Source organism: Pseudodonghicola sp. (genome assembly GCF_048268305.1).
Classification (GTDB): Bacteria; Pseudomonadota; Alphaproteobacteria; order Rhodobacterales; family Rhodobacteraceae; genus Pseudodonghicola.
Genome location: NZ_JBLWVT010000003.1, coordinates 450,238 through 467,115, shown reverse-complemented (window position 1 = coordinate 467,115; position 16,878 = coordinate 450,238). Strand labels below are relative to the sequence as shown.

The 16,878-nt window shown below is 64.8% G+C and carries 14 protein-coding genes; 8 read left to right on the top strand and 6 right to left on the bottom strand.

Annotation, left to right across the window (positions count from 1 at the left end; all coding sequences use genetic code 11):
- Positions 1 to 64 precede the first annotated feature (64 nt).
- Together ACN0V4_RS08015 and ACN0V4_RS08010 are read left to right on the top strand one after the other, a co-directional pair.
- Complete coding sequence (locus tag ACN0V4_RS08015; protein WP_417674792.1) at positions 65 to 1,201, top strand: class II histone deacetylase; 1,137 nt, start codon at positions 65 to 67, stop codon at positions 1,199 to 1,201.
- 49 nt (positions 1,202 to 1,250) lie between these two features.
- The gene (locus ACN0V4_RS08010; RefSeq protein WP_417674790.1) at positions 1,251 to 2,927 is read left to right on the top strand and encodes an amidohydrolase; all 1,677 of its coding nucleotides are present in this window, start codon (positions 1,251 to 1,253) and stop codon (positions 2,925 to 2,927) included.
- A 10-nt stretch (positions 2,928 to 2,937) separates the two neighbouring features.
- On the opposite strand, the gene ACN0V4_RS08005 is transcribed toward ACN0V4_RS08010, so the two are convergent.
- Positions 2,938 to 4,224 carry a homoserine dehydrogenase gene (locus ACN0V4_RS08005; RefSeq protein ID WP_417674788.1) on the bottom strand — a complete coding sequence of 429 codons (1,287 nt, stop codon included), beginning with the start codon at positions 4,222 to 4,224 and terminating at the stop codon, positions 2,938 to 2,940.
- A gap of 91 nt (positions 4,225 to 4,315) precedes the next feature.
- Positions 4,316 to 4,585 (bottom strand): hypothetical protein, encoded by a 270-nt coding sequence (locus ACN0V4_RS08000; protein WP_417674786.1) that lies wholly within the window; start codon positions 4,583 to 4,585, stop codon positions 4,316 to 4,318.
- A 153-nt stretch (positions 4,586 to 4,738) separates the two neighbouring features.
- Here ACN0V4_RS08000 and ACN0V4_RS07995 point away from each other — a divergent pair, with 153 nt between their 5' ends.
- Positions 4,739 to 5,329, top strand: a complete 591-nt coding sequence (locus tag ACN0V4_RS07995) for a TetR/AcrR family transcriptional regulator (protein ID WP_417674784.1) — start codon at positions 4,739 to 4,741, stop codon at positions 5,327 to 5,329.
- Between the two features lie 573 nt (positions 5,330 to 5,902).
- Here the strand turns inward: ACN0V4_RS07995 and ACN0V4_RS07990 are convergent.
- The gene (locus ACN0V4_RS07990) at positions 5,903 to 6,814 is read right to left on the bottom strand and encodes a pirin family protein (RefSeq protein WP_417674782.1); all 912 of its coding nucleotides are present in this window, start codon (positions 6,812 to 6,814) and stop codon (positions 5,903 to 5,905) included.
- Positions 6,815 to 6,989: 175 nt separating this feature from the next.
- On the opposite strand from ACN0V4_RS07990, the gene ACN0V4_RS07985 reads away from it, so the two are divergent.
- Entirely contained in the window at positions 6,990 to 7,481 is a 492-nt protein-coding gene (locus ACN0V4_RS07985; RefSeq protein ID WP_417674780.1) for a hypothetical protein, read from the top strand.
- Here the strand turns inward: ACN0V4_RS07985 and ACN0V4_RS07980 are convergent, their stop codons facing one another.
- From ACN0V4_RS07980 to ACN0V4_RS07970, 3 genes are read right to left on the bottom strand one after another with little or no spacing between them, the layout of a single operon-like run.
- Positions 7,482 to 8,033, bottom strand: a complete 552-nt coding sequence (locus ACN0V4_RS07980) for a TadE/TadG family type IV pilus assembly protein (RefSeq protein ID WP_417674778.1) — start codon at positions 8,031 to 8,033, stop codon at positions 7,482 to 7,484.
- Positions 8,034 to 8,036: 3 nt separating this feature from the next.
- Positions 8,037 to 8,573, bottom strand: a complete 537-nt coding sequence (locus tag ACN0V4_RS07975; protein WP_417674776.1) for a TadE/TadG family type IV pilus assembly protein — start codon at positions 8,571 to 8,573, stop codon at positions 8,037 to 8,039.
- The gene (locus ACN0V4_RS07970; RefSeq protein ID WP_417674774.1) at positions 8,570 to 10,318 is read right to left on the bottom strand and encodes a pilus assembly protein TadG-related protein; all 1,749 of its coding nucleotides are present in this window, start codon (positions 10,316 to 10,318) and stop codon (positions 8,570 to 8,572) included. The genes ACN0V4_RS07975 and ACN0V4_RS07970 overlap by 4 nt, the downstream gene beginning before the upstream one ends.
- A gap of 328 nt (positions 10,319 to 10,646) precedes the next feature.
- Between ACN0V4_RS07970 and ACN0V4_RS07965 the strand changes: the two genes are divergently transcribed.
- The 4 genes from ACN0V4_RS07965 to rpoD all read left to right on the top strand — a co-directional run bounded on the left by ACN0V4_RS07965 (position 10,647) and on the right by rpoD (position 16,842).
- Positions 10,647 to 12,074 (top strand): Glu/Leu/Phe/Val family dehydrogenase, encoded by a 1,428-nt coding sequence (locus tag ACN0V4_RS07965; RefSeq protein ID WP_417674772.1) that lies wholly within the window; start codon positions 10,647 to 10,649, stop codon positions 12,072 to 12,074.
- Between the two features lie 293 nt (positions 12,075 to 12,367).
- Positions 12,368 to 12,733, top strand: coding sequence for a hypothetical protein (locus tag ACN0V4_RS07960; protein ID WP_417674770.1), 366 nt, complete (start codon positions 12,368 to 12,370; stop codon positions 12,731 to 12,733).
- A 15-nt stretch (positions 12,734 to 12,748) separates the two neighbouring features.
- Entirely contained in the window at positions 12,749 to 14,737 is a 1,989-nt protein-coding gene (gene dnaG, locus ACN0V4_RS07955) for a DNA primase (protein ID WP_417674768.1), read from the top strand.
- A 116-nt stretch (positions 14,738 to 14,853) separates the two neighbouring features.
- On the top strand, positions 14,854 to 16,842 hold the full coding sequence (gene rpoD / locus ACN0V4_RS07950; RefSeq protein ID WP_417674766.1) for an RNA polymerase sigma factor RpoD: 1,989 nt from the start codon (positions 14,854 to 14,856) through the stop codon (positions 16,840 to 16,842).
- Positions 16,843 to 16,878 lie beyond the last annotated feature (36 nt).

Sequence of the window (16,878 nt, the reverse complement as noted above, 5' to 3'; positions counted from 1 at the left end):
CGCGGGGGACGCCCTGGGCAAGACTGCCGCCAACAGGAACCGATCACACGAGCAGGGGGACCGAATGCCGTTCCGTCCGAAAGATGCGCCCAAGACCACCACCCGCCGCACCGGCTGGGTGACATCGGAACTCTATTACTGGCACGATACGCAGAACTGGAGCGGGTTTTTCGAACCTTCTCTGACGGTGCAGCCGGGCGAGCATTTCGAGAACCCCGAGACCAAGCGCCGGATGAACGGGCTGGTCGAGGCCACCGGGCTGGCGCCTTGCCTGCATCCGATCCGGCCCGAGCCGGTGGAGGAGGCCTTTTTGACCAAGGTGCACCCGCAATCCTATCTGGATCACCTCAAGGCGGTCTGCGCCTCGGGTGGCGGCGATGCCGGCCAGCTCACCCCGGTGGGGCCGGCCAGCTATGAGATCGCGCAACTGGCGGTCGGTGGTGTGCTCAAGGCGGTGGATGCGGTCTTTACCGGTGCGGTGGACAACGCCTATGTGCTCTGCCGGCCGCCCGGGCACCATGCGATGCCCGAGCTGGCGATGGGGTTCTGCCTGCTGGCCAATGCGGCGCTGGGGATCAAATACGCGCAGGAAACCTATGGGATCGAGCGGATTGCCACCGTTGATTGGGACGTGCACCATGGCAACGGCACCCAGGCGATCTTTTATGACGACCCGTCGGTGCTGACGATCTCGCTGCATCAGAACAACCTCTTCCCGCCGAACTCCGGCTTTATCGAGGAAACGGGCGAGGGCGCGGGGCAGGGGGTGAACCTGAACATCCCGCTGCCGCCGGGATCGGGATCGGGCGCCTATCGCGAGGCTTTCAAGGAAATCGTGCTGCCGGCGCTCGAGGCCTTCAAGCCGCAGGCGATCTTCGTGCCGAGCGGTTATGACGCCTCGGCCCTCGATCCCCTGGGCATCATGATGCTGTCGTCCGAGGATTACCGCTGGATGATCCGCCAGGTGCTCGAGGTGGCAGATCGCCATTGCGAGGGTCGGCTGATCGTCACCCATGAGGGCGGCTATTCGGCGACCTATGTGCCCTATTGCGGCCTGGCGGTGGTCGAGGAGATGTCGGGCGTCTCCGATACGCTGGAGGATCCCTTCCATGTCCATATCGCGGGCTATGGCGGTCACGATCTGAGCGGCGATCAGGCAAAGGCCATTCAGGCGGCGAAAGCGGCCTATTTCGGCGAATGAGACCTTCGCGCGCGTCTTTAGGCGCGCGCGTGGTGATGGAGAGGACAGCATGACCCAAACTCCCGACCTGGTGATCCTGAACGGCCATGTTCTGACCATGGACCCCGACCACCCCCGGGCCGAGGCGCTGGCGCTTGTCGGCGATCGCCTTGTCGCGGTCGGCTCAAGCGATGCGATCGCGGCGCTTGCCGGGGAGGGGACGCGCGTGGTCGATGCCGGCGGTCGCACCGTGCTGCCGGGGCTGATCGACAGCCATGTCCACCTGTTCCAGGGCGCGGCGGAGCTGGATTTCCTGCCGCTTGGCGGCCACACCGATCTGGCGGCGGTCCGGCCCCTGGTGGCGGAATACGCCGCCGCCCGGCCGGATGAGCCGCTGGTGCTGGGAGTGGGGGGCTTTTACGACCTCTTCCTCGGTCAGACAGAACCGCCGCGGCTGCTGCTGGACGATATCCTCGCTGACCGGCCCTTCGCCATTCTGGCCGCCGATCTGCACACGGTCTGGGCCAATACCCGGGCGCTTCAGGCGGCGGGGCTCTCGCATGGCGCGCCGATGCCCGAGGGCAGCATCGTGGTGATGGGCGAAGACGGGCTTGCCACCGGCACGCTTTTTGAAACCGGCGCCTTCGGCCCGGTGCTGGCGTTGTCGCGCACCGGCGGGCGCGACATGCTGGGCTATGTCAGCGGCCGCGATCCGGAACCGCCGGCGACCGAGGCGCAGCGCGCCGCCGACAAGGCGCTGCTGCTCAAGGGGCTCGATCACTGCGCCGCCCATGGGATCACCAGCCTGCACAATATGGACGGGAATTTCTATCAGCTCGACCTGCTGACCGAGCTGGAGGCGGAAGGCCGGCTGAAATGCCGGGTGCAGGTGCCGCTGCATCTGAAGAATTTCGACGGCCTCGACCGGCTGGAAGTGGCGGCCGAGATGCACCGCCGATACCACAGTCCGATGGTCAAGTCCGGCCGGGTCAAGATGTTCATGGACGGGGTGATGGAATCGCGCACCGCGCTGATGACGCGGCCCTATCCCGATACGCCGGGCAATGTCGGCGAGGCGATCTTTGACCCCGAGGTGTTCAATCAGGCCTGCGTCCTGGCCGATGCCATGGGGTTGCAGCTCAGCGTGCATGCGGTGGGCGATCTGGCGGTGCGCCGGGTGCTCGACGGCTTCGAGGCGGCGCAAAAGGCCAACGGCCCACGCGATTCCCGCCACCGGGTCGAACATATCGAGCTGATCACGGCAGAGGATCTTGCGCGTCTCAAGGCGCTGGGCGCTGTCGCCTCGATGCAGCCGCGCCATGCCTCGCCCGCCGGGTTCTTCGCGCCGCCGGCGCCCGACACGGTGTTCTTCGAGGACGATTATCGCCGCGCCTATGCCTGGAAATGGATCCGCGAGGCCGGGGTGCCGCTGATCTTTTCCACCGACTGGCCGGTGGTGCCGGTCTCGGCGCTCGCCTCCATTCAGGCGGCGATCGCGCCGCTCGATCTCGGCCCGCTCTGGGGCGATCGGCGGCAGGGGCTGCTGGAGACGCTGGAGTCCTACACCAGGATGAACGCCTGGGTGGAATTCGCCGAAGATGAAAAGGGCATGCTGCGGCCGGGCTATCTGGCCGATATCGTGATCCTCGGCGGTGATATCGAGGCGACGCCGCCGGATCAGGTCGGCGGGCTGGGGATCGGCATGACGATCTGCGCCGGCCGCGTCACCTACGAGGCCGGCGCCTGAAAATCGTGGCTCAGACGTGCTCGATCCTGAGCGCGACGGGTTCGGAGGCGATCACATCGGTCAGCGCCATCGCCTCCAGCGCTACGTCGAGCGAGGCACGGGTGGTCTTGTGGGTGACGAAGAGCACCGGGGCGGCGCCATTGGTATGGCCGTATTGCCGCATCCGGTCGATCGACACGCCGGCGTCGCCCAGGATCTTGGCGATCTTGGCGAGCGCTCCCGGTTTGTCCAACAGCGACATCCGCAGGTAATAGGGCGCCGGCAGCCCGGTCTGTGCCGGCTGCGCCGCCTCGAGCGTCTTGGCCGGCTGGCCGAAGACCGGCAGCTTGAAGCCGCGCGCCAGGTCGCAGATATCGCCCAGCACCGCGCTGGCGGTCGGGCCTTCACCGGCGCCGGGGCCGCGCAGGACCAGCTGGTCGATGGCGTCGCCCTCGATCACCACCATATTGGTGCCGCCCTCGAGCTGGCCCAGCGGCGAATGCGCCGGCACCAGGCAGGGCTGCATCCGCTGCACCAGCCCGCGCGGGCTGCGCTGGGCCACGCCCAGAAGCTTGATGCGATAGCCCATGTCGGCGGCCTGGCGGGTATCCTCCAGCGACACCCGCTGGATGCCCTCCAGTTCCACCCCGTCGAAATTCACCTGGGTGCCGAAGGCGATCGAGGCGAGGATCGCCAGCTTGTGGCCGGCGTCGATGCCGCCGACGTCGAGGTTCGGGTCGGCTTCGAGATAGCCCAGATCGCTGGCCTCTTGGAACAGCGCGTTATAGCCCTGTCCGGTGGCCTCCATCCGGGTGAGGATATAGTTGCAGGTGCCGTTCATGACGCCCATCACCCGGGTGATCTCGTTGCCGGCAAGCCCTTCGGTCAGCGCCTTGATCACCGGGATGCCGCCGGCGACGGCAGCCTCATAGCGGATCTGGCGGCCGGTCTCTTCGGCCAGCAGCGCCAGGGCCTGGCCGTGATGGGCCAGCATCGCCTTGTTGGCGGTGACCACATCCTTGCCGGTGGTCAGCGCCGCCTCGACCGAGGCCTTGGCCGCGCCCTCGGCGCCGCCCATCAGCTCGACGAAGATGTCGACATCATCGCGCCGGGCCAGGGCGACCGGGTCGTTTTCCCAGGCGTAATCGCCCAGCGGCACACCGCGGTCCTTGCCGGCGTCGCGGGCGCTGACCGCGGTGATCTCGATCTTGCGGCCGGTGCGGGCCTCCAGCAGATGCGCGTGTTTGCGGACGATGCGGACAACGCCCACACCGACAGTGCCCAGACCGGCAATCCCAAGGCGCAGAGCGTTCGTCATAAGGTCCTTCCTTCATGTTGTCGTTGAAACGCTGACCCGTGCCTTAACCGCTTCGACATAGCGGCGCAACGCGGCAGCGGCGGAGAGTGGGTTATTCGACGGCGCGGGTTCGCAGGCGCTGGGCCCGGGCGTTGAGCGCCGCCTGCCGCGCCTGCATCTGCTGCTCCAGATCCTCGGCCTTCTGTGGCTCGGGCGCGTTCTGGGCCAGGGCCGGTTCCAGCGGAATCAGCGCCGGATAGGGGGCGGCGCGCAGATCCGCCGTTACCGTGTCATTGAGCTCGGGCACCGGGGTGCAGGCCGGCGCCAGCGACAGCGCGGTGAGCAGGGCGATCAGGGTAAAGGGCGAAGGGCGCGGGAACATGGGGCCTCGGGGCGTCGGTATCCCACCCTTTCTGCCCGCTGGGGCGAGCCGGCGCAAGCGGTGCCAGCAGGGGCTGTGGTGTTGGCGCCGCGGTTTCGGTCCGCGCTCTACCCCGGGGTTTTTTCTGAACGTATGTTCATATAACTTCGCCGCATGGCACGTACCGCAGGTTCCCATTCCGATATCACCGGCCCGCGCATCCAGAGCGCGGCGCTGAAGCTTTTCGCCCGCCACGGCTATGCCGCCGTCTCGATGCGCCAGATCGCGGCCGAGGTGGGCGTGCAGGCGGGGGCGCTTTACAACTATACGCCCGACAAGCAGAGCCTGCTGTTCGGGTTGATGCGAGACCATATGGAAGAGCTGCTGGCGACCTGGCGCAGCCGGTCGTGTGCCTCCGGGGCGTTGGCGCGGCTGGAGGATTTCACCCGGTTTCACATCAGTTTCCACCTGGGCCGGCCGGAGGAGGTCTTTATCGCCTATATGGAGCTGCGCAACCTGAGCCCGGAGAATTTCAGCGTGATCGAGGGGCTGCGGCGCGACTACGAGGATGCGCTGGAAGGCATCCTGCGCGACGGCGTCACCGCGGGGAGCTTTGAAGTGCCCGATCCGAAGATCGCCACCCTTGCGGTGATCGCCATGCTGACCGGGGTGAACACCTGGTATCGCGCCGCCGGCCGGCTGTCGCTGGAGGAGGTCGAGACCATCTATTGGGACATGGTCCGCAAGGCGGTGGCCGCCGTTTGAGGCAGGAGGGGGGCCCTGCCCCCCACGGCCTGCGGCCTCCCCCCGGGATATTTAAGGCTAGAAGAAGGGGGGGTGAGCGGCGCCAGGAAAACAGTCCAGTGGACTGTTTTCAGCCGCGAACGGGCGTAGCCCCGGGAGGCGCAGGGACAAACAGTCCAGTGGACTGTTCGGCGGGGAAACTCTCCCCCAGAGAGTTTCCTGATCCGCCTCACTCAGCCGCGAACGGGCGTCGCCCCGGGAGGCGCCCGGCGGATGCATGAGGCGGCTGTTCCGGTGCCAAATGGGTGCAGGACGTCGAAGAGATGTGAGGCGGAAAGCCGGGGCGGGCGACGCCCGCAGGCGGAGAGGAAAAGGCGGGGTCGCAGCGGAGAAGCGCGGGTGCGATGGCCAAGCGTTGCGCGGCGTCCTGAGCGGGGTTTGCGGCGCGGGTCTTAAATCGAAACGGCCCGGTCATCCTGCTGACCGGGCCGTCTTCTTTTCTGCAAAGCCACTCACGACCCGGCCTTGATCACGGGTGCATCGGCTGGGTCTGAGGCCCCGCGATGCGCACCAGGGCGCGAGGCGGGGCGGGACTTAGTGCTGTGGCTTGATGAAGGTGCCGTTTCTGAGATCGCGCATCGCCTGCATCAGCTCTGCTTGCGTGTTCATCACGATCGGCCCGTGCCAGGCCACCGGCTCGGCGATCGGCGCGCCCGAGATCAACAGGAAACGCACGCCTTCCGGCCCGGCCTGCACCGTCACCTCGTCGCCAGAGCCGAAGCGGATCAGGGTGCGGTTGCCGGAAAGGTCGCGGATATTGACCTCTTGCCCGGCGACCTCCTTCTCGAGCAGCACGCCCGAGGGTTTCGAGGCATCGGCGAAGGCGGCGGCGCCGTCGAAGACATAGGCGAAGGCGCGGCGGTAGGTGTCGATCTTGAAGGTCTTCTTCACCCCGGCCGGCAGGGTGATGTCGAGGTATTGCGGATCGGCGGCGATGCCATCGACCGGGCCACGCTTGCCCCAGAATTCGCCGGTGATCACCTTCACCCGGGTGCCGTCATCGTCGATCACCTCGGGGATATCGCTGCCACGCACGTCCTGATAGCGCGGCGCGGTCATCTTCTGCGCCGAGGGCAGGTTGCCCCAGAGCTGGAAGCCATGCATCTGGCCTTGGGCGTTCCCCTTCGGCATCTCCTGATGCAGGATGCCCGAACCGGCGGTCATCCATTGCACGTCGCCCCCGCCGAGCGTGCCGGTATTGCCGAGGCTGTCGCCATGCTCCACCGTGCCGGAGAGCACATAGGTGATCGTCTCGATCCCCCGATGCGGGTGCCAGGGAAAGCCGCGGATGTAATCCTCGGGGCGTTCGTTGCGGAAATCGTCCATCATCAGGAAGGGATCGAGTTCGGTCGGATCCTGAAAGCCGAAGACGCGGTGGAGCTTCACGCCGGCACCTTCCATTGCAGGGATGGCGCGGCGGGTTTCGAGAATGGGTCTGAGCGACATGGCTATGCCTCCGTCGTGATGCTTGGGGGGAAGATAGGGCCGGAGCGGGCTGGTGCAAATGGGGCCCGCGGCACGCTGATTGTGCACTGGCGCACCGCCGGGGTGGCAATGGGCTGTTCCGGTCGGGTGTTTTCCGCTATGGCGCCGGGGCAGGGCTCAGCGGGCGGAGGAAAACATGCCACAGGATGACAGTCTGATCAGCGTCAGCGTTTCGCCGCTGCGGCGCTGGATGGGGGTGGGGGCCTTGATCGGTTTTGCCGGGATCGTGCTCTATTTCGCGCTTTGGAAACCGGTTCCGCTGGGCTGGCAGGCCTTTCTGATCGTCATCGGTGGCCTGGCGCTGTGGCTGGCAGAGCGGATGTGGCGGGCGACCGCGCTGCGGCTTGATCTGCGCGCCGGCGGGCTCTGCCTCAGCGACGGGCGGATGATCGCCCCGATCGACCAGATCGTCGCGGTGGAGCGGGGCGCTTTCGCCTTCAAGCCCTCGAACGGGTTCCTGATCCGGATGCGCGAGACCGGGCCGCGAGCCTGGGCGCCCGGGCTGTGGTGGCGGCTGGGTCGGCGGATCGGGGTCGGCGGTGTCACCTCGGCGCCGCAGACCAAGGCGATGGCGCAGATGATCGAGGCGATGATCCTGGAGCGCGATGGGGGCGGCGACGCCGGCTGATCAGCTGTCCGACCAGGCGACCTGCGGGGCGAAGCGGGGGCGGGTGAAGACGAAATTGTCCAGGGCGAGCGTCTGAATGCCCACGTCGAAGGGCGGCACATAGGTGGCCTCGGTCTCGATCAGGATGACGCGTTCGCCATTCGGCATCACCGGCAGCCTGTTGGCCAATGCCACCATATCCGCGTTGGTGCGGACCTGGGGGAAGCCGCGGGCCTTCGACCAATCGACGTAATAGCGTTTGTCGGTCTCGTTCCAGCGCACCACGGTGACCATCAGCTTGACCTCTGTATCCGTGCGGGTCATCAGCCGCAGCACCTTTTCCATGCTGTCGATGTAGGTGTCATTCACCGCGCCGGTCTCGCGCGAGATCATGTCGGCGATGGCATAGGCGGCCTTGAGATTCAGATCGCTCTGCCGGTAGCCGTCGAAATAGACGTAGATCGCCATGAAGGCCCAGAACAGCAGTGGCACCATGATCAGGAATTCCACCGCGACGCTGCCGCGGCTGTCTTCGGCGAAGCGTTTCAGAAGGGGGCCCAGACGGTTGCGCATCGTCTACCTCGGCTCCTGAACGAAAACGGTGGTCGAAACCAGCGCGAACTGCCCGTAGGCGTCGGTCGCCAGGCTGCTGCCAAGGCCGGTGGTGGGAAATACCGGGTCGATCTTGGCGCAGGCGCGCAGGATCATCAGATCGTTCGACTGGCCGTTGACGAAGTTGCGCACCGGCAGGACCTCTTCCGACTTGTCGGTGCAGTCGGGCGTGAGGTCGAGCCCGGTCCAGGCGCGCGGATCGACCTGGATCATCTCCAGCTTGAGGCTGGTGCTGCAATTGGGGATGAAACCGGCGCGGTCACAGATCATCGTCTTGATCTCATCGTGCTGGGGGGCGGAGCCGGTGCCCAGCCGGATGTCGCGCACCGTCAGGTTCAGGGCGCGCTCCAGCATGGAATGCTCAAGCGTGACGAAGCCCAGCTCCAGCCCCGACAGCATCAGGACGATCAGCGCCGGGAAGGTGATGGCGAATTCGATGGTGGCATTGCCGGCCTCGTCGCGCCGGAAGCGGCGCAGGGTGGAGCGGAGCGCGCGGATCATTGGGTGAGCTTCAGTTTGCTGATCGAGGAGGCGATCGAAGAGAAAGCATCGACGATCTCCAATCCCGAGACGTCGAAATAATGGCTGTCGGAGCTGGCGCAGTATTTCAGCAGATTCCGACCCGAGGTCGGGGCCTCGAAGCCAATGGTATAGATGATGGTGCCCTTGGCCTTGGCGGCGTCGCAAATCGCCTTGGTGCGGGTGTCTTTGGTGGTGCCGCCAACATAGGTGTCGCGCGCGGGGTTATACCATTTGGACCAGGCGCTGCTGCCGATCACCGGCTCGAACATCTGCGAGATCCGGTACATCGCCGTGCGGGCGTAGAGCTCTCCCAGGGTAAGCTCGGTGGCGGTGCCCGGTTCATCGACCGTCACCTCGCCGTAACGCCAGCAGATGCCCAGGAATTCGCTGACACATCGGGTTTCGGTATAGCCGTCGAGATTGCCATAGGGGTGATCGCGCCAGAGTCCCTTCGTGTACCAGTAATAGATCGGTTCACTGGTGTTGCCGTCGCCGTCCTTGTCGGAGCTGTCGCGCCCCTTGTAGATCGAATATTCCTTGGCTTCGGGGTTCCACCAGACATTGGAGGCTCCGGTGCGGAGGTCATCGGGCAGGTAATACTGGCTGGTGTTTTCGCCGTCGGTCATCAGCACGATGACCTTCAGCGTTTCCTTCGAGGTATAGGGTTTGGGGCGGTCCGAGAAAGCCGCCGAGATCAGCTTGTCGTCGACCAGGCTTGCGACTACCGGCTTCAGGCTGGGATCGAGCAGCGCCGTGCCCCATTTCATCCCCAGGTCGATCGAGGTGTTGCCGCTGGCGGAAAGGTTCTCGATATAGGTCTTCAACCCGTCGCGGTCGCTTTGCAGCACCTGCATTTCGCGCGCGGAATCATTCGAACAGACCGGGTCGCTGACCAGCCGTTCGGGGGTATAGGCGCGGCCGTCGAAACTGGTGCGTGATCGATCGTAATGCAGGGTGCGTTTCAGGTCGGCCTCAGGATCAATCTCGGTGGTGTTGAAATCGGCGGCGGCGAAATTCACGCAGTTGGAATATTCTTGCTCCCTGGTGACGTTGAACTTGTTCAGGAAAGCGGCCGGTGTCGAAACCTGGGTGGCATAGGGCACGATGGAGATCGACAGATTGCCCGCTTCGGTATTGTCCACCATCGTGTCGACGAAGTCCTTCGCCGCCGTCTTGAGGTTGGCCAGCTTGCTGTTGGCGTTCATCGACGTCGAGACGTCGAGCACCAGCGAAATCTCAACCCCGTCGATCCGCTCCTCGGCCGTGCTGGTCAATTGGTTGCTCAGCAGGGTGACGCCGCTCATCTGCATGAACTGGGTGGCCATGCTGCAGGTGGCGGTGGCGGTGACGACCCGGTGGCTCATCCCCTTGTCCGCGGTCACCTTGGTCAGAGAACCGATCACCCCCGCCTTGGTCAGATAGTCACGCACCACGGCTTCGGGGTCCAGCGGCTGGTCGAGGTCCGCGGCGGCGAGGGTGGCGCGGTCCAGGGTGTTCTGCAGATCGGTGCAATTGCGTTCGTAATGCATCAGGTCGATGCCGATGCCGCCGAACATCAGCATGATCACCAGGACATAGATGCTGAAGATGATCAGATTGCCGTTCTCGTCCCGGGCGAAACGGCGCAGGGCGCTGCCGAGCCCGCCGGTCGGCGCGGCGCGACGATCGGACGATGTTCCGGCACCGAGCCGGAGGCAGCTAGGGGGGCGCATCTTCGGATGCATCAAGACCTCTTCTTCCTGACGGGGGGCCGCATGGATCAGACGAGAACCGGGGCGGGGTCGCGGGGGAGACGGGTCCGGGATGCGCGTCAAAGATGGCTCAATTTGGGCGAAAGCCGGGGATTTTCCGGATTTCCGCAACGCAGGGCTTGGTTTTCACCCAGAGGTTGCGGCGGGCGGAAGGGGGGTCTTCAGCGGTGGTGCGAGGTCTCGGCGAATTTATGATCAAAAATGAGGCAATCTTTTGACGCAACGTCAGAACCTGTTACGAATTGGTCGCGGCCCGCGAGTCGCCGCAAGGCCAAAACAGAAGAAAAAGGAGTGTTAGGCCATGGTTCGCCACGAACCGAGTTTCCGAGAAAGCGTTGATCTGATGTTCAATCGGGCGGCCGCCCTGATGGAGCTGCCGCCTGGGCTCGAGGAAAAAATTCGGGTCTGCAACGCGATCTATACGGTGCGCTTCGGGGTCCGGCTGCGTGGCCAGATCCAGACCTTCACCGGCTATCGCGCGGTCCACTCCGAACATATGGAGCCGGTCAAGGGTGGCATCCGCTATGCGCTGTCGGTCAATCAGGACGAGGTCGAGGCACTGGCGGCGCTGATGACCTATAAGTGCGCGCTGATCGACGCGCCCTTCGGCGGCTCCAAGGGCGGGCTCTGCATCGACCCGCGGCAATATGAGGAGCACGAGCTGGAGATGATCACCCGCCGCTTCACCTATGAGTTGGCGAAGCGCGATCTGATCAACCCCAGCCAGAACGTCCCGGCGCCCGACATGGGGACCGGCGAACGCGAAATGGCCTGGATGGCAGACCAATATGCCCGGATGAACACCACCGACATCAACGCACAGGCCTGTGTCACCGGCAAGCCGTTGAATGCCGGTGGCATCCATGGCCGGGTCGAGGCGACCGGGCGCGGTGTGCAATACGCCCTGCGCGAATTCTTCCGTCATCCGGAGGATGCCGCCAAGGCCGGGCTTTCGGGCACGCTCGACGGCAAGCGGGTGATCGTGCAGGGGTTGGGCAACGTCGGCTATCACGCTGCCAAGTTCCTGGCCGAGGAGGATGGCGCCCGGATCATCGGCATCATCGAACGCGACGGCGCGCTGTACGATCCGAACGGGCTGGATGTCGAGGCGGTGCACACCTGGCTGACCAGCCATGGCGGTGTGGCGGATTATCCCGACGCCAGTCACCGGGCCGAGGGTGCCGCGGTGCTGGAGGAGGAATGCGACATCCTGATCCCGGCGGCGCTGGAGGGGGTGATCAACCTCGAGAATGCCCATCGCATCCAGGCGCCCCTGATCATCGAGGCGGCGAACGGTCCGGTCACCGCCGGCGCCGACGAGATCCTGCAGGCCAAGGGCACGGTGATCATCCCCGACATGTATGCCAATGCCGGCGGGGTGACGGTCTCTTATTTCGAATGGGTCAAGAACCTGAGCCACATCCGCTTCGGCCGCATGCAGCGCCGGCAGGAGGAGGCGCGCCACCAGCTGGTGGTCGATCAGCTCGAGACGCTGAGCGAGGCGCTGGGCAAGACCTGGTCGCCGAGCCCGGATTTCAAGCAGAAGTACCTACGCGGTGCCGATGAGCTGGAGCTGGTACGCTCGGGTCTCGATGACGCGATGCGCGAGGCTTATCAGACGATGCGACAGATCTGGCACGGCCGGCCCGAGGTGAAGGATCTGCGCACCTCGGCCTATCTGGTGAGCATCGACAAGGTGGCGCGGAGTTATCGAGCCAAGGGGCTCTGAACCCCGCCTTCTGACTTGGCGAGAGCCTGGAAGAGCGCCGTCCCGGCTGCGGGGCGGCGCCTTTTCGGGGCAGGGCGCATCAGGCGCGGCCTCTCTGCCCGCCCCCGGCGCGGGCGGCGGGCGGCGGGAGAGCTGAGTATTTTTGCAGAGAAGAAGCAGGGGGAGGGGCTGCGGTTTCGGTCGGGCGGCAGCGGCTTCGGGCGCATTGCTGCGGGTGCGCGAAAACGGCGATGGCAGCCGGCGCCGCGTGGGGGTAACCTAGACTACCTCAACCGATTCAGGAGCTGTCCCAGATGACGACCCGTCTTGCCCTTGCTGCCGCTTTCGCGCTGATGCCGCTGGCTGTCCTGCCTGCCGGCGCCGAAGAGGCCGCCGCCGTGACCAAGGAGGCCGTCTGCGGATATGAGGCGCAGGTGATGGCCGCGGTGCAAAAGGCCCGGCTCGACAAGGTGGCGCAGGAGAATGTGGCCGACCATATCGCCGCTGGTCCGGTCACCTGGCCGGAACAGTATAACGCCGCGATTCCGGGGATGGTTGATTACATATATCAGGTAACGCGCGGCGATCTGAAGAAGAACGATTTCGGTGCCATCTGGAACCAGCAATGTCTGGACATGTGGGACCAGCGCCAAGAGATGATCAAGCAACTGAAGAACTGACGACGAAAGGCCCCGATGTCACTGCCTCCCGGATTCCTGGATGAACTGCGCAACCGGATCTCGCTGACCCATGTGGTCGGGCGGAAGGTGATCTGGGATACGCGCAAGTCGAACCAGGGCAAGGGGGACATGTGGGCGCCGTGCCCCTTCCACCAGGAAAAGAGCGCCTCTTTCCATGTCGATGACCGCAAGGGGTTCTATTACTGCTTCGGCTGCCAGGCCAAGGGCGACGCCATCAGCTTCGTGAAGGAGACCGAGAACGTTTCGTTCATCGAGGCGGTCGAGATCCTGGCCCGTGAGGCGGGGATGGAGATGCCCAAGCAAGATCCGAAGGTGCAGCAGAAGGTCGACCGGCGCGGGCAATTGGCCGAGGTGATGGAGCAGGCGGCGCAATTCTATCGCCTGCAACTGAGAACCGGGGTCGCGGGACCGGCGCGGGATTACCTGCGTCGCCGGGGGTTGAGCGACGCGGCGCTGGAGCGCTGGGAGATCGGCTTTGCCCCCGAGGGCTGGCAGCATCTTTGGGATCATCTGCGCGGCAAGGGGGTGGCCGAGGAGTTGATCCTGGGCGCCGGGCTGGCCAAGCCGTCGAACAAGGGCGGCAAGCCCTATGACACTTTCCGCAACCGGATCATGTTCCCGATCCGTGACGCCCGAGGCCGCGCCATCGCCTTCGGTGGCCGGGCGATGGATCCGGGCGACAACGCGAAATACCTCAATTCCCCCGAGACCGAGCTGTTCGACAAGGGGCGCAGCCTGTTCAACCACGGGCCGGCGCGGGTGGCGACGGGCAAGGGCATGCCGCTGATCGTCGCCGAGGGCTATATGGATGTGATCGCCCTGTCCGAGGCGGGGTTCCAGGGCGCGGTCGCGCCGCTGGGAACGGCGATCACCGAACACCAGCTCCAGATGCTGTGGCGTATCGCTAACGAGCCGGTCATCGCGCTCGACGGCGACAAGGCGGGGATCAACGCGGCCTTGCGGTTGATCGACCTGGCGCTGCCGCTGCTGGAGGCGGGCAAGTCCCTGCGCTTCGCGCTGATGCCCGACGGTCAGGATCCCGACGATCTGATCCGCGCCAAGGGGGCGGCGGCGGTGCAGGCGGTGCTGGATCGCGCCCGGCCGATGGTTGACCTGCTCTGGGGGCGGGAGACCGAGGGCAAGAGCTTTGACAGCCCGGAACGGCGCGCCGCGCTCGACAAGGTGCTGCGTGACAAGCTGCGGCTGATCCGCGACCCGTCGATTCGCAGCCATTACGGCGAGGCGATCAAGGAGATGCGCTGGCAGCTGTTCCATGCCGACCGGCCGGTGCGCGAGGCCTTTGTGCCGGGGCAGGGCAAGGCAAAGTCGCGCGGGCGGTCGGCGCCCTGGGTCGGACGGAACCAGCCGCGGCCACCGCAGGCCAGTACCAAATCCTCGCTTCTGGTCGCTGCCGGGGATCAGGCCGAAACCCAGCTGCGCGAGGCGGTGATCCTGGCAACGGCGATTTCCGCCCCCGAGCTGATCGCGGAATTCGACTATCGGATCGAGCGGATGAGCTGCGCCGATCCCGATCATGCGCTGTTGCGCGATCTCATCCTGCGCCACGGGGCTGAGGCATCTGGGGCACTGAAAGACAGAATCATCGCCGCTGCCGGGCCTGAGGCCCTTGAAAACCTGTTTGGCTTGCGCCATGTCGCAATCAGCCCCTGCCTGCGCAAACCCGGCGATATAGACCTGGCCCGAATGACGTTGGCCGAGGAACTCGCAAAACTCGAAGCGCGGCGCGGGCTTTATGCCGAGGTCGCCGAGGCCGAGGAAGAACTGACCGGTATGGCGGACGAAGCCGTGACCTGGCGTCTGGGACAGGCGGCGCAGGCGCGGGATCGGGCGATGCGAAGTACGGGAGCCGAGAATAAGGCGGAATATGATACCGCCGAAAACGGCGCCACGATCAACCGCGAGGAGCGGGATGCCTTCGCCGAATTGCTGAACCGGATCGGGTATTCCAAATCGGGCGGATAGGGCGGAAATTTGTAACGAATAGAGGTGGACAACCGGGCGAACCGATGACCGAATCACGGGATTATCCGATGATTCGGATCCGCGCGAATCGCCCCACGCCTCTGCAGGAGCACCGAATGGCAGCTAAGGACACCGACGACCAGAAACCTGAGGACCAGGAACAGGAAATCTCGCTGGACATGAGCCAGGCCCAGGTCAAGAAGATGATCGCCGAGGCCCGCGAGAAAGGCTACATCACCTACGATCAGCTTAACCAGGTTCTACCTCCCGATCAGGTCAGCTCGGAGCAGATCGAAGATGTGATGTCCATGCTTTCCGAGATGGGCATCAACATCATCGAGGACGAAGAGGCGGAAGACGACGAGAGCAAGGGCTCGACCGAGATCGCGACGACCTCGGACGCGCGTGAGGTGACGCTGGCCAGCGCGCAGACCGAAAAGCTCGACCGGACCGACGACCCCGTGCGGATGTATCTGCGCGAGATGGGCTCTGTCGAACTGCTGTCGCGCGAGGGCGAGATCGCCATCGCCAAGCGGATCGAGGCCGGCCGCAACACGATGATCGCCGGGCTTTGCGAAAGCCCGCTGACCTTCCAGGCGATCACCATCTGGCACGACGAACTCCTGTCCGAGGAGATTTTGCTGCGTGACGTCATTGACCTGGAGGCCACCTTTGGCAACCAGCTTGGCGACGACGAGGATGCCGTGGCGGAAACGCTGGTCTCCTCCGGTTCTTTGGCGACCAAGAAATCGGAAGGCGGCTCGGATCCCGAGTTCGACGCCGACGGCAATCCGATCGCCCGGGAAGACGACGAGGACGAGGACGATCAGACCAGCATGTCGCTGGCCGCGATGGAAGCCGCGCTGAAGGACCAGGTGCTGAGCACGCTGGAGCGGATTTCCAACAACTATGTCCAGCTTTCCGAAATGCAGGACAACCGGATCGCCGCCACGTTGAACGAAAGCAGCAAGTTCAGTGCCACTCAGGAGGAGCAGTATCAAAAGCTGCGCTCCGAGATCGTGGAGCTTGTGAACGGTCTGCACCTGCACAACAACCGGATCGAGGCGCTGGTCGACCAGCTCTATGGGATCAACAAGCGGGTGATGGCGATCGACAGCGCCATGGTGAAGCTGGCCGACCAGGCCCGCATCAACCGGCGCGAATTCGTCGACGAATACCGCGGTCGCGAACTTGACCCCACCTGGCTCGATGAAATGGGCCTGAAGGCGGGGCGCGGCTGGCAGATGCTGATCGAGCGCAGCGCCGATAAGATCGAGGAGCTGCGCGCCGACATGGCCCAGGTCGGCCAATATGTCGGTCTCGATATCAGCGAATTCCGGCGCATCGTCCAGCAGGTGCAGAAGGGTGAAAAGGAAGCCCGTCAGGCCAAGAAGGAAATGGTCGAGGCGAACCTGCGTCTGGTGATCTCGATCGCGAAGAAATACACCAACCGCGGGCTGCAGTTCCTCGACCTCATTCAGGAAGGCAACATCGGCCTGATGAAGGCGGTCGACAAGTTCGAATACCGTCGCGGCTATAAGTTCTCGACCTATGCGACCTGGTGGATCCGTCAGGCGATCACCCGCTCGATCGCCGATCAGGCGCGCACCATCCGGATTCCGGTGCATATGATCGAGACGATCAACAAGCTGGTCCGTACCGGCCGCCAGATGCTGCACGAGATCGGCCGCGAACCGACCCCGGAAGAGCTGGCCGAAAAGCTGCAGATGCCGCTCGAGAAGGTTCGCAAGGTGATGAAGATCGCCAAGGAGCCGATCAGCCTCGAAACGCCGATCGGCGACGAGGAGGATTCGCAACTCGGCGATTTCATCGAGGACAAGAACGCCGTCCTGCCGCTGGATTCCGCCATTCAGGAGAACCTGAAGGAAACCACCACCCGGGTTTTGGCCAGCCTCACCCCGCGTGAGGAACGGGTTCTGCGGATGCGCTTCGGCATCGGCATGAACACCGACCACACGCTGGAAGAGGTCGGCCAGCAGTTCAGCGTGACCCGTGAGCGGATCCGCCAGATCGAGGCCAAGGCGCTGAGGAAGCTCAAGCACCCGAGCCGGAGCCGCAAGCTGCGCAGTTTCTTGGATCAGTAAGCGAAACCTCTCTGCAGATAGACGCCCGCGCCGTGC

What these genes read in the sequence shown, in the direction of transcription:
- ACN0V4_RS07970 (WP_417674774.1), bottom strand. Translation starts at nt 10,318, where the DNA reads ATGCATCCGAAGATGCGCCCCCCTAGCTGCCTCCGGCTCGGTGCCGGA.
- ACN0V4_RS07980 (WP_417674778.1), bottom strand. Translation starts at nt 8,033, where the DNA reads ATGCGCAACCGTCTGGGCCCCCTTCTGAAACGCTTCGCCGAAGACAGC.
- ACN0V4_RS07995 (WP_417674784.1), top strand. Translation starts at nt 4,739, where the DNA reads ATGGCACGTACCGCAGGTTCCCATTCCGATATCACCGGCCCGCGCATC.
- ACN0V4_RS07975 (WP_417674776.1), bottom strand. Translation starts at nt 8,573, where the DNA reads ATGATCCGCGCGCTCCGCTCCACCCTGCGCCGCTTCCGGCGCGACGAG.
- ACN0V4_RS08000 (WP_417674786.1), bottom strand. Translation starts at nt 4,585, where the DNA reads ATGTTCCCGCGCCCTTCGCCCTTTACCCTGATCGCCCTGCTCACCGCG.
- ACN0V4_RS07985 (WP_417674780.1), top strand. Translation starts at nt 6,990, where the DNA reads ATGCCACAGGATGACAGTCTGATCAGCGTCAGCGTTTCGCCGCTGCGG.
- ACN0V4_RS08015 (WP_417674792.1), top strand. Translation starts at nt 65, where the DNA reads ATGCCGTTCCGTCCGAAAGATGCGCCCAAGACCACCACCCGCCGCACC.
- dnaG (WP_417674768.1), top strand. Translation starts at nt 12,749, where the DNA reads ATGTCACTGCCTCCCGGATTCCTGGATGAACTGCGCAACCGGATCTCG.
- ACN0V4_RS07990 (WP_417674782.1), bottom strand. Translation starts at nt 6,814, where the DNA reads ATGTCGCTCAGACCCATTCTCGAAACCCGCCGCGCCATCCCTGCAATG.
- ACN0V4_RS08010 (WP_417674790.1), top strand. Translation starts at nt 1,251, where the DNA reads ATGACCCAAACTCCCGACCTGGTGATCCTGAACGGCCATGTTCTGACC.
- ACN0V4_RS07960 (WP_417674770.1), top strand. Translation starts at nt 12,368, where the DNA reads ATGACGACCCGTCTTGCCCTTGCTGCCGCTTTCGCGCTGATGCCGCTG.
- rpoD (WP_417674766.1), top strand. Translation starts at nt 14,854, where the DNA reads ATGGCAGCTAAGGACACCGACGACCAGAAACCTGAGGACCAGGAACAG.
- ACN0V4_RS08005 (WP_417674788.1), bottom strand. Translation starts at nt 4,224, where the DNA reads ATGACGAACGCTCTGCGCCTTGGGATTGCCGGTCTGGGCACTGTCGGT.
- ACN0V4_RS07965 (WP_417674772.1), top strand. Translation starts at nt 10,647, where the DNA reads ATGGTTCGCCACGAACCGAGTTTCCGAGAAAGCGTTGATCTGATGTTC.